The organism is Alteromonas sp. NFXS44 (assembly GCF_040148705.1).
In the GTDB taxonomy this organism is placed as follows: domain Bacteria; phylum Pseudomonadota; class Gammaproteobacteria; order Enterobacterales; family Alteromonadaceae; genus Alteromonas.
The window spans coordinates 612,165-623,952 of the sequence record NZ_JAGDEA010000011.1; the positions used below are offsets into that span (position 1 = coordinate 612,165).

General features: G+C 50.1%; 10 protein-coding genes. 3 read left to right on the forward strand and 7 right to left on the reverse strand.

The window, feature by feature from the left end:
- Window positions 1-41: 41 nt before the first annotated feature.
- Entirely contained in the window at window positions 42-305 is a 264-nt protein-coding gene (locus tag J3369_RS16480) for a phosphopantetheine-binding protein (protein WP_119502389.1), read from the reverse strand.
- Between the two features lie 90 nt (window positions 306-395).
- Here J3369_RS16480 and J3369_RS16485 point away from each other — a divergent pair, with 90 nt between their 5' ends.
- Both J3369_RS16485 and J3369_RS16490 read left to right on the forward strand, forming a co-directional pair.
- Window positions 396-1,151 carry a 4'-phosphopantetheinyl transferase family protein gene (locus J3369_RS16485; protein WP_349588870.1) on the forward strand — a complete coding sequence of 252 codons (756 nt, stop codon included), beginning with the start codon at window positions 396-398 and terminating at the stop codon, window positions 1,149-1,151.
- A gap of 94 nt (window positions 1,152-1,245) precedes the next feature.
- Window positions 1,246-2,175, forward strand: a complete 930-nt coding sequence (locus J3369_RS16490; protein WP_349588873.1) for a MaoC family dehydratase — start codon at window positions 1,246-1,248, stop codon at window positions 2,173-2,175.
- Between the two features lie 2 nt (window positions 2,176-2,177).
- Here J3369_RS16490 and J3369_RS16495 read toward each other — a convergent pair whose 3' ends face one another.
- Entirely contained in the window at window positions 2,178-4,250 is a 2,073-nt protein-coding gene (locus J3369_RS16495) for a putative bifunctional diguanylate cyclase/phosphodiesterase (protein ID WP_349588875.1), read from the reverse strand.
- A 173-nt stretch (window positions 4,251-4,423) separates the two neighbouring features.
- Window positions 4,424-4,999, reverse strand: coding sequence for a uracil-DNA glycosylase family protein (locus J3369_RS16500; RefSeq protein WP_303572720.1), 576 nt, complete (start codon window positions 4,997-4,999; stop codon window positions 4,424-4,426).
- An 81-nt stretch (window positions 5,000-5,080) separates the two neighbouring features.
- On the opposite strand from J3369_RS16500, the gene J3369_RS16505 reads away from it, so the two are divergent.
- On the forward strand, window positions 5,081-5,641 hold the full coding sequence (locus J3369_RS16505; RefSeq protein WP_349588877.1) for a DUF3237 domain-containing protein: 561 nt from the start codon (window positions 5,081-5,083) through the stop codon (window positions 5,639-5,641).
- Window positions 5,642-5,696: 55 nt separating this feature from the next.
- Here J3369_RS16505 and J3369_RS16510 read toward each other — a convergent pair whose 3' ends face one another.
- From J3369_RS16510 to J3369_RS16525, 4 genes are all read right to left on the reverse strand, one after another.
- Window positions 5,697-6,788, reverse strand: a complete 1,092-nt coding sequence (locus tag J3369_RS16510) for an acyltransferase family protein (RefSeq protein WP_349588880.1) — start codon at window positions 6,786-6,788, stop codon at window positions 5,697-5,699.
- A gap of 71 nt (window positions 6,789-6,859) precedes the next feature.
- Window positions 6,860-8,671, reverse strand: coding sequence for a sodium:solute symporter family protein (locus J3369_RS16515; protein ID WP_349588882.1), 1,812 nt, complete (start codon window positions 8,669-8,671; stop codon window positions 6,860-6,862).
- A 110-nt stretch (window positions 8,672-8,781) separates the two neighbouring features.
- The gene (locus tag J3369_RS16520) at window positions 8,782-10,704 is read right to left on the reverse strand and encodes a sialate O-acetylesterase (protein ID WP_349588884.1); all 1,923 of its coding nucleotides are present in this window, start codon (window positions 10,702-10,704) and stop codon (window positions 8,782-8,784) included.
- Window positions 10,705-10,749: 45 nt separating this feature from the next.
- On the reverse strand, window positions 10,750-11,739 hold the full coding sequence (locus tag J3369_RS16525; RefSeq protein WP_303572715.1) for a LacI family DNA-binding transcriptional regulator: 990 nt from the start codon (window positions 11,737-11,739) through the stop codon (window positions 10,750-10,752).
- Window positions 11,740-11,788: the final 49 nt, after the last annotated feature.

Consider the following 11,788-nt stretch of genomic DNA (forward strand, 5'->3'; position numbering starts at 1 on the left):
ACCGCTTTATTTACCGCAAATCCGAGGGTAACCGCCCGATTTTATTTATTCTTTTCAACAAATGCGGTTAAGCTTCGTAAGGTCTCGAACGCTTCGCGTGTACCTTCGTCTTCAGCTTTAATTTGCACGCCGTATTCTTTTGATATCGCTAATGAAATTTCCAGCGCATCAATAGAATCGAGTCCCAGACCGTCACCGAATAATTGATCTTCCGGATCAATTTCTTCCGCTTCCATGTCTTCAAGGTTGAGTGCTTCAACCAAAAGCTGAGCCATTTTTAATTCGGATTCTGTTTGTGTAGCCATAGTTGATACTGTCCTTACTATGTACGCTTCTCTCTGAAAGGGCGCTAGTTTAAACTAATGTTACAATAAAAACTATTTCTGCAAACCGGCATGTTTTCCGATTTTACCCCTTCAAAACCGGCAAAATTCATCAGTGAACAGGAGGTACACCTCTGGCTCGTTGATGTTGCTGATACACATGAAAAAAATGTCATGTCTCAGTTGCAATCGTATTTGTCTGAAGATGAAAAGCTGCGCATGGCAGGTTTTCGGCAGGAAAACCAGCACCGCTTTCTGGCAGCACGCGGTGCGCTCAGGCTCATTCTGGCCGGATTACAGAAAGCCGGCGATCCGGCCGACATGCAATTCAGTGTCAACGACCACGGCAAACCGTTTCTCACAACAAACCCGGAAAATCTGCACTTTAACCTCTCCCATTCCGGTGACATGATTTTCATTGCTATGACCCGTGGACGTGAGTGCGGCGTCGACATTGAACGGATGTACAGCGCCCGCAATTTTAATGAGCTGGCGGATTTTTACTTTCATCCGTCTGAACGTGAAGTACTTTCAACGGCAAAAGGCGATGCAGACATCATGCATCGCTTCTATACACTCTGGTCCTTGAAGGAAGCTTTCATCAAAGCGGAGGGTAAAGGTATGGCCATTGCCGGAGACAGCTTTTACTTTTCCGGCATTGATTCTTTGCAGCCTGAGGTAGTGACAACTGCAGGTTCTCAAACCAGCGGCCGGCACTGGCTATTCAGTTGTGAGTTTTACAGGCAGGATTACAGCATGGCTCTTGCCGTTGAAAAAATAAATGAAAGGGATATCACGGTTAAACGGCAACGCCTGGTCTTTTATTAATCCGCCAGCCAGTGATTATCCCGTGCCACGGCGGTAAAATTGCGTTAACGTAGCGCCGGCGTAAAGAAAAACACTGTTGATAAAGGAGTTCGCAGTGCAGCATGTTAAACAGGCTCTGAAAGCGGCCTTCAAAAAAGCCGACAAGCCTCTGTTGGACCGGTGTATTACGGAGCAACGTTCACCCGGTTTGCCAGACATCCGTCGCACTCAGCATTTTTCTGCCCGGCGGGTCATCCGTACATCCCGGGCTTTTAACCGCCTTCATCACTGGCAACACGACACCCTGCATCCCTGCTTTCCTCTCTTTTTGGGGTTGTCACTGCACATCGATGTACTTACCGCTAAGGCCTCGCCTTTTCCGCTGATGGGGCTGGTGCATACAGAAAATACCATCAATCAACTGTTGCCGCTGAATGCAGAAGACATAGAGATAACGTGTCATTTCAGTGATGTACGTCTTCATCCGCGGGGCATTGCCGTTGACGTGATGCTGACAGTGAGCCAGCAGGATATTGTGCGTCAGCAAATTACCAGTACGTATTTATACCGGGGCGCTTCCGGCGTGCTGAAACAGACCGGGGAAAGTGACGGCGCAGATGTTTCCGGGTCTGAAAAAACCTTTGCAGTCACCTCTGTAATGAACTTTGACGCCGCAGCAGGACGCCGGTACGCCCGTATCAGCGGCGACTACAACCCTATTCATCTTTACCGCTGGTGTGCCAGGCTGTTTGGCTTTAAGCACGCCATTGCCCATGGCACTCATGTGCTTGCACGATGCATCTCAACGCTGAGCGATGCGACAGTCACAGGGCAGCATGCTTTTTCTGTTACCAATGCGTTCAGGTATCCCGTGCCGTTGCCCTCTGAAATGCGGCTTAACAGCAACGGGGAAGAAAGTGTTGAAGGCAGTAAAGTGTCTGAAGTGTCTTTCGAACTGCGTGACAAGCAGGCAGTCCGCAGGAAGCAGGTAGTGCTGTGCGGACGCATCGGCGCACCGTTACAACATATACCGGCTAACCCGTGAAACTAACTGGCCTGCGCCAGCTTTTTAAGTAGTAAGGTTTTGAGTTCGTCTGCCGGCAGGGCTTTACTGTAATAATAGCCCTGATATTCCTGCCCGTTCAGTGAACGGATAAATTCCAGCTGTTCTTCGGTTTCAATACCTTCGGTGGTCACTTTAAGGTTCAGTATTTTTGCCAGCGCAATGACCGATTTCACGATAGCTGCATCCTGATCATTAAATACCGCTTCCGACATAAAGCTCTTATCAATCTTCAGGCGGTCGATAGGGAACCGGCGTAGCTGGGCCAGATTGGAATAACCTGTTCCGAAATCGTCAATGGATAACGACACCCCGGCATCCCGTAAGGCCGACATAACGCCCTGCGCATATTTGGGATCCTTCACCAGCGTGCTCTCCGTCAGCTCAAGTTCAAGACGGTTCGCAGCCAGACCGGTTTCCTCTAAAATTAATTTTACTGATTCCACAAATCCTCTGTGACTCAGTTGCAGCGCTGAAATATTCACTGCAATAGGCAGCGCCACACCAAACTCCTTTTCCCAGTTTGCTGAAAACTGACACGCTTTTCTGAGCACCCACTCACCCAACGGCAAAATGAGATTCGAATCTTCAGCAAACGGAATCAGTTCATCCGGCGTAACCGTTCCCAGTACGTCATCCTGCCAGCGGACCAGAGCTTCCACACCGGTGACTTTGCCTGAGCTCACCTCCACTTTAGGCTGGTACGCCAGACTCAGGCCGTCGTTTAATAGAGCCAGTCTGAGACGTTCATCCATTTTGCTCCGGCGCTCTGTGCCGCTGGTCATATTTTCCTGATAAAACACATAATTGTTTCTGCCGGACTTTTTCGCCGCATACATGGCAGCATCGGCGTAAATCATCAGTTCATGTTTCTGCGCAGCGTGATCAGGATACATGCTCACGCCCACACTGCTGGATACGTGAACCAGCATGTCTTCAATCTGAAATGGTTGCTGCAGAGACTCAACAATGCGAAACGCCAGACTTTCCGCCACTTTACGGGACGGATTGCCCTGGATGAGCACCATAAATTCATCGCCGCCGACCCTGGCAACCAGATCCGTTTCCCTGACCGCTGCCCGTAATCTGTCTGCCGATTGCCTGATCAATAAGTCACCAACATGATGGCCCAGCGAGTCATTCACATTCTTGAAATGGTCCAGGTCGACGAAAAACACACTGAAGGAGTCACTGCCCTGTTGCAGTAATTCCTCGATTTTTTCTTCGAAGTGCAACCGGTTAGGGAGCGTAGTCAGCGAATCACGGTAGACCATGCTTTTCAGTTCACGGTTTGCATCACTCAGCGACGCCGCCAGTTGAGCGTTTTTCGATGTCAGGTGAGTATCGTAGATAGACAGCACCAGAGCACTCAGCATAATGCTCACCGATACCGAGGCCACTGACACAGCCAGCCTGCCGGGAGACAAGCCATCCACCGGCATTATATGCATGCCTTCAGGATAAATGGTTGCCGCCATGCCGGTGTAGTGCATACCGGCAATCCCCACGGCCATCACCATACCGGCAGCTACCCGAAACCAGAAGGAAGGACGTTGATTAGCGACCGGGTTCAGGCTGAACACTAACCAGAGTGCAGCAGCAGACGCGCCTACAGCTATCAGCACCGAGCAGGCAAAAATAAGCGGGTCATAACTCAGTTCACCGTGCATTTGCATGGCTTCCATTCCCACATAATGCATGATGCACACGCCGGCTCCCATCAGCAGAGCACCAACCGCCAGCCGTCCGGCTGTCGGGCTACCGTTACGAACCACCGCCAGAGCCAGGCCGGAAGTGAGAATGGCTGCCAGAAAAGATACCAGGGTCAGAGGAATGTCGTACATCACATGCGTGGACATATCCATTGCCAGCATGCCGATAAAATGCATTGACCAGATCCCGACGCCCATGGAAAACGCACCACCGGTCAGCCATAAATGTGAGGCGATGCCTTTAGTCGCACGGAGGCGTCCCGCCATATCCAGCGCCGTCAGGGAAGCAATGAATGCGACACCAAGTGAGAGCGCAACAAGTCCGGGGTGATATTGTGCATCCATGTTCTTTCCTTTTTTATAAACCGGCGGGTCAGTTGTCCGGTGGACACAACACCGGAAATTAGACTTAAGTCTAATAAGCTATGCGGGAAGGAAAAATGCCCGGTGATCAACATGGATATGTGGTTTCATACGTTTTCATCATACAAGCCAGCCTGGCCGGCCTGTGACGAGCGTCAGGCAAGGATCGCTGCAACCTTCTCTCTGAGTAAAGGCAGCACCCTGTTTTCAAACCAGGGATGCCTCGCCAGCCACCGGTTATTACGGCCTGACGGATGGGGCAGCACCACAGCATCCGAACCTGATGAAGCTGTTTGTTCAACAGCATCAGTTAAGGTTTTGTACTCAGGAAAATAATATTGCTGTGAGTAGCGCCCGATATGGATCATGAGTTCAGGTGACAACTGATCGAGAACCGGTTTGTGCCAGGTGGCAGAACAGATTTTAGGCGGTGGTGCATCTGCACCATTCTTGTAGCCCGGAAAGCAAAATGCCATGGGCAGGTGAGTAAATAAAGACGAATAAAATGCTGACCGGTTCACCCCGAGCCAGAGGCGAAGTTTATCGCCACTGGCGTCATTCCAGGGTTGGTGGCTTTCGTGAGCTTTGATGCCGGGTGCCTGTCCGACAATCACAATTTTCGCTTCAGCATGCAGTTGCACTACCGGTCGGGGAGCATGGGGTAATAACCCTGAACACAGCGTGCAACGGTGTATGTCACTGAATAATTTGGCCGGATCCGTTTCAGTCATAGACCCACACTGATTGCATAAACTTCAAACTCTGGCACTATGAACCTGCCTGAAAAACCATCAAATAATAAGGACATATCCATGACTTCGCTACTCAAGAAATACTTGTCTGCCGCCATCATAACATTCTCGTTGTTTTCTCTGGCTGCCAATGCAAAAGATTCACCTCAGTATGCCGACATTCCTGCTCCGGAGTTTGAGTTTCTTTTTGAAGCCGTTGTGACACTTGATCCGCCCCTTGAAGTCGGTGAGACACGATACGGTAAACGCCGGATTATCGGCATTAATGGCGGTGAATTTCACGGCCCCGAACTCAACGGAAAGGTGTTGGGAGGCGGCGCCGACTGGCAGACAGTGAGAAAGGACGGAACCGCTGATCTGGTAGCGGATTACAGCCTGCAAACCGACTCCGGCGAAATCATCTATGTGCATAATGAAGGGATCCGCACCGCTTCACCGGAAGTGCTGGCCAGACTGGCTAAAGGAGAAGACATGCCTGCAGCGTCTTACTACATGCGTACTGCCGCAAAACTGGAAGTCGCTTCGGACAGTCCCTACGCCTGGCTGAATAAGTCAGTTATCGTGTCCACCGGTATGCGAAAAGCCAACAGCGTCGTCCTGCATTTCTACCGCGTTAAGTAACCGCCTTACTCATGCTGCGCGCAGGGAAAGCCTCTGCGCCTGCTGATCCACCTTATTATTTTGCTGTGACTTTCCGTGTTTTGATTTTAAGCAGATAATCTGCGGTCCGGTCTATAGCCGCCTTCAACGGCTTTTTCTTCAGCTCCGTGAACGATGCCAGCACCCGGCAGGCGACCAGCGCGAAGACGACAGCAAGAATGTAGCTGGTCCAGCTGGCTGCATCATGGAAAAACGGCACCAGAGATAACAGTAGAAATAGCGGATTGTGGTACAGATAAATACTAAACGAGAAACAAGCCAACGCTTTCACAGCTTTGGTTGCCAGCTCACCAATCCTGATACGCAGATGGTATGCACTGTAAAAATTCACGACAGCCAGCAGAGCCAGAAAATAATCCCCCAGAAACTGCTTGGCAGGAATAAATTTAGGCGGCGTGCCGAGTACATAATGATTAAATTCATCCAGCACAGAATCAAAAGCAGTTACCTTTGTTGCAATAAATCCGAGTAAGGTTGCAGCAAACAGGAATAACGCCGTGCCCCGGCCCGGCGTGTATTTATCTTTGCACACATACAGCAATGCGCCCATTCCCCACAACGGCAGAAACAGCGCAATATACGGTCCCATGATCAAAACTACTGCGAAAATGAGTAACCAGCGGTAGCGGTTTGCATAAAGCACCACGGCGATAAACACGTAATACCAGACTTCATAACTTAGCGACCAGTACGGGAAGTTTCCGGCGGGGAACAGGAATCCCAGCCACGACTGGGAATAAAAAGACAGAAAAATAGGATAGTACAACCAGGCTTTGTTAATGGTGTAGTCTACCGGTTCGCCCTGAACAGATGTATGAATAAGGCTGGCAATGATTCCCAGCAGCAGACCGGGCACAGCCACAGAGTAAATCCGCGCCATCCGGTTGGTGGCGAAGGAATACAGGTTTTTATCTTTCTCTTTCCCGCACCAGGTTATGACAAACCCGCTGAGCACGAAAAACAATACCACGCCATCTCTGCCCAGGCGGGCTTCTCCAAGAATATCCTGAAGCCATAATGGCCCGAAGTGACCGGCGTGTGACAGCAGTACCAGAAAGGTGGCAACTACCCTGACCATCTCAAGGTATACAGACAATCCTTTGTTCATTAGTTATTCCTGAACATTGTTACTATTCTGAACGCAGAGTAAACCGTGACTTTACCATATACAACCTCTTGTCACTCCGCCGTGCGCTTCAGCGGATCCCACCAGAATATTTTTAGCCACGCAGTGCACAGAGCTATTACAGACAGGCTGACAACAAAGGGTTCCCAGGCTTTAATGACCATAAAGATTGGTGCTGCGGTTAGTGATGTATGCCAGATAACACCCACCACCACATTAGCGGCATCTTTTTTGAACTGGTTGTTCGCAGTTATTGCAACGCCATCTTCCTGTAGCGCCCGCACGACCGGCTGCCACCAGCCCCAGGGACGGGTTTTCTGATAGAACGCCTTCAGCACTCCTATATCATCCGGTCGGGTGAGCAGGCTGACGCCAATGCACACCAGCAAGCAGAAACCGAATAAAAACGGGAACGCATACAACGGCTGGATATCGGTGAACATAAGAAAGACCGACAGAATGATTCCCGCCGTCATGCCGCAAAAGAATGCCATGCCGTTGAAACGCCACCAGTACCACTTCAGTACGTTCGCTGCCGTGTAACCACCGTATAACGCAGACACCAGCCACATCACCATACTGTTCAGTGACGGTACAAACACCCCGAGTAACGAACCGCAGACGATGAAAAGAACAGACACCAGATAGCTGAGTTTCAGCGCCTTTTTTTCCGGTATATCAGGATTGATGTAGCGTTTATAAATATCGTTGACCACATAGGCCGGCGCGGCGTTTGATGTGGCAGCAAAGGTAGACATGAAAGTTGCCAGCAGCCCTGCAATAATGAGCCCCAGCAGACCTGACGGAATAAAATTGGCCAGGGTCAGCGGTAATATTTGCTCGAAATCTGCAGCGCTGTTCATTTGATTTAAAGCCGGCGTGAGATAAACCAGCGCCAGTACGGTGAGCCCGGTGACCATCATGTAGCGGGGAAATAACAGTACAATACTGACAAAACCGCTCATCTTAGCCGCCTCTGACGGTGTGCGCGCAGCAAGAATACGCTGCATATCAAAGTTAGGCGCCGGCCCCGCCAGACTTTGCAAAATGCCTTTGAAAAGCCCCAGCATGATAAAAAGCGAAAACAGTGAATAGCCGTCACCGGCAATCCGTTCATTAGCCTCAGGCAACAACGTTTGCCAGTCCAAATCCAGTTGCCAGCCAAACGACAGTGATGTCCATCCCTCAGGCACCACCGCAGCCAGCATATCCGGAGAAACCTGCATCATTGCAATCACACCGATGGCAATGCAGGCCGCGGTCATGACTAAAAACTGTAACACCTCTGTGTAGACCACACTCACCATGCCACCGCGTACAACATAAAGCGCAGTAAACCCGGTGATCAAAGCGCCGTAAAGCACTTCGTTAAGCCTGACATCTGCACTTAACTGCCAGGGCAGGAAGGCCGCAGCGAATTTGCCGATGCCGGTGAATCCGTAAGCAAGAAGCCCCAGCACACTGATCAAAGCAAATACAACAACAATGATATGGCTCAGCGTGGCACCCCGCCTTTCGCCAAACCGGAACCGTATCCATTCTGCCCCCGTCATCACACCCGACCTGCGCAGCCAGATGGAAAGGAAAATCATAAGAAAAATTTGGTTAAAGCTGGGCCAGAGCCATGGAATGAATACGCTTTTCAAACCATAGATAAAAAGCAGGTACACCATCCACATGGTGCCACTGATATCGAACATGCCTGAGGCATTGGACAGCCCGAGGAACGGCCAGGGGATTTTATTCTGGCCGAGAAAATAATCTGTTGTGTTTTTTTTGTTAAATCTGGCTATTCCCATTCCAAGCAGAATGACAACACAGAGATAGCCAGCAATGACGAAAACGTCAAAAGACGACAACTTCATAGCATGTTCCATTAAGGCCGGTGAGGCTCATTCACCATTTTACCTTTTTGAAACCGGTTGTCGTCAATAAACAATGTATTAACGAATGTAACCCGTCAAACGGTATAACGCTACTGCCCTGCGGTTACCGATGAAGCGGTCCAGTTGTCCGTTCTGAAGGGTACTGCGGGTAAGCCTTCCCCGTTCACCAGATTCACGACCGGATAATCAGCCCAGGCATAACGCACGGCAACAGGTTTCTTCACATTCGCATTAGTTAATATAATCGTCTCACCGTCCAGTTCCGCGTCAGCAAGAAAGAACCGCTTATCTTCACCGGCGATAATAAAGCCTGCAGGTGCGTTACCTTCTGTTGTTGTCAGGCCCTCAGCATTGCTGAAACGTAACGTCACTTTATCGCCTTTAATATCCATACCTGAAAAGTCCGGCCCTGACGTTACGATATCCTGATGGCCGTACGCCTGCCGGGCCGCCTGACGCCATAACCTCTCGCCCACAGGCCGCTTGTTTTTAGGATGAATGTCGTCCGGATTACCCACATCAATAGACACCGCCATGCCGGTATCCGGCAGAGATAACGTCTCCTTCTGTGCATCCCGCAGGTAAGCCCATGCACTGTCAGGCTGTAAAGCCTGTGGTTTCAAAAATGCTGAAAGCTGCACAAACAGGAATGGCAATGTGTCGTCATCCGCCTTTTTGCGCCATGTTCTGATCAGTGTTTTGAATAAGTCTGCGTAGTATTCCTGACGATCGACGTTGCTTTCGCCCTGATACCAGATAAAGCCTTTTACCCGGTAAGGTAGCAAGGGATTTATCATCGCGTTATATAAAAAACCGGGAGTGAAGGTGTAGTTTTCAACCTCTGGAACAGGTGGCTCAATGGTATTGGTGCCCCGCCATAGTCCGGATATATCAACTTTCTCAGTGCCAACTTCCCGCCAGATTTGTGCCGGCCGGCCCACATAGGCTTTGTTATCCCAGTCGTTCGTCACCCGGATAACGAATACGTTTTTCCCCTGCCGCAGCCACTTTTCAGGCAGGTGATGTAATGAATCACCATTGCGCCAGTCTTCTTTCGCAATCACGTGACCGTTTATGAACACAAAAGCGTTCTGAACAATGTCACCCACATTAATCATGACAGGCTTCAACAGTTCATCGTCTGTCAGCGTGAAGGTATGCCGCAACCAGGTAAATTCAGTAAACGGTGTACTGTTCGGCAGGGTGACTTCAGGCCATTGACTGTCATCGAAATCAACCTCAGCCGCACCGGTAGCCAGTGCTACGGCTTCGCTGTCAATACGACGCCACTTTTCGGTATTTCGTGTGTCGTTGTCACGCAGCGTTTTTGCCCAGTCAGGGTTACCTTTTACTGCTTCAGCCTGTTGCCGGTAGCCGGGCACAGTTTCAACCGTCGCCAAATCAATCCAGGCTTCTGCCGGCGTGCCGCCCCAGTTACTTTCAATAATGCCCACCATTACATCTTCTTCTGATGAGACTTTTTCAGCAAAAAACCAGGCCACGGCAGAGGATGCACCGGCGGTGCCGGCATTAGCGACCTGCCACTTGCTCTCAGGCAATGTGGTCTGCACTTCCGGCGACAGGGTATTTGGCACGTCATAAAGGCGAATGCGTGCATTACCGGCTTCAGCCAGTGCTTTTTCATTACCCGTGACGTGGTCTTTTAAGTCCCATTCCATGTTGGATTGCCCGGCGGCAATCCACACATCGCCATACCACACATCATCAAATGACAAGGTATTATCGCCCTGCACAGAAAGGGTATAGGGGCCGCCTTTTGATTGTGCCGGTAACGCAACGGTCCAGTTCCCTGAAGCTGTTACCGTTGTGGTTTGTTCCACGTTATTTATCACAACACGGACAGTTTCGCCGGGCACGCCTGTGCCCCACACATTGACCGGTTTGTCACGCTGTAACACCATGTGATCAGTAAATAACGTCGCTATTTCTGCTGCTGACGCGTGCACTGACATGACAAGGGATAGTGTCATGCACAAAAGGCTTTTTTTCATTTTAATTTCCTGAGGTTAACCGGCGTGCACGCAGCAAGAAGAGTGCTATTTAACAGCCCGCGTGCTTTCCCGGATAATGATTTCAAACGGTAAAATGTATTCGGTGAGTTTCGGCTGTTCACCTTCAATTATGCGGAACAGCAATTCGGCAGCTTCTTCCCCCATTCTCACAGCAGGCTGCCTGATGGTGGTCAACGGAGGATCGCAGTAATTGGCCATATCCAGATCGTCAAATCCGGTGACAGAAATATCATCCGGCACTTTCAGACCTTTCTCTTTTAAGCCCTTAAGTGCACCGATTGCCATTTCATCATTGGCACAGAAAAGCGCCGTAGGCCGCTCGTCCATATTGACGAAATGCTTCACTGCATTAAATCCGGACCAGAACGAAAAGTCGCCTTCAACCACCAGCTCTTCATCAAAGGCAATGCCGGCATTTACCAGCGCCTGTTTGTAACCATCCTGCCTGGCCATGGAGTGAAGGTTGTCTTTAAGGCCGGAAATCATACCGATGCGGCGGTGGCCCTGACTGACCAGATACGTCACCATTTTGGCAGCGGCTTCTTCATTGTCGATGCGAACAGAATAGTAAGGGGTACCGGCACAGCCGGCCGCATTCACGGCTTTTACATCTTTAATAGGCAGAACAGCTTTGTCATTGTGAGGAGTCAGCTGAATTAATCCGTCCGCCTGACGGGTTTCCACCAGTTGAATAAATTCCTGCTCCCGGCTGGCACTGTCACGGGTATCACCGAGCAACACATTAAAACCATGTTTTGCAGCCGTATCTTCAACGCCACTGATTAGCTGCGCGAAAAACAGGTTAGCAATGTTAGGTACCAGCACCACAATGGTGTTAGTGCGCTGTAAGCGAAATTTTTGAGAGGTGAGATTTGGCCGGTACTGCAATTTCTCTATCGCCTGATTCACACGGCGGAGACTTTGCTTTGAGACCATTTCAGGGTTACTGATAGCTCTTGAAACGGTGGCTATTGATAAGCCTGACTCTCTGGAAACATCACGGATAGTGGCCATAGTCGATACTTTCTACGCTGGAATGGTAAGGGAATTCAACAAACTCCCT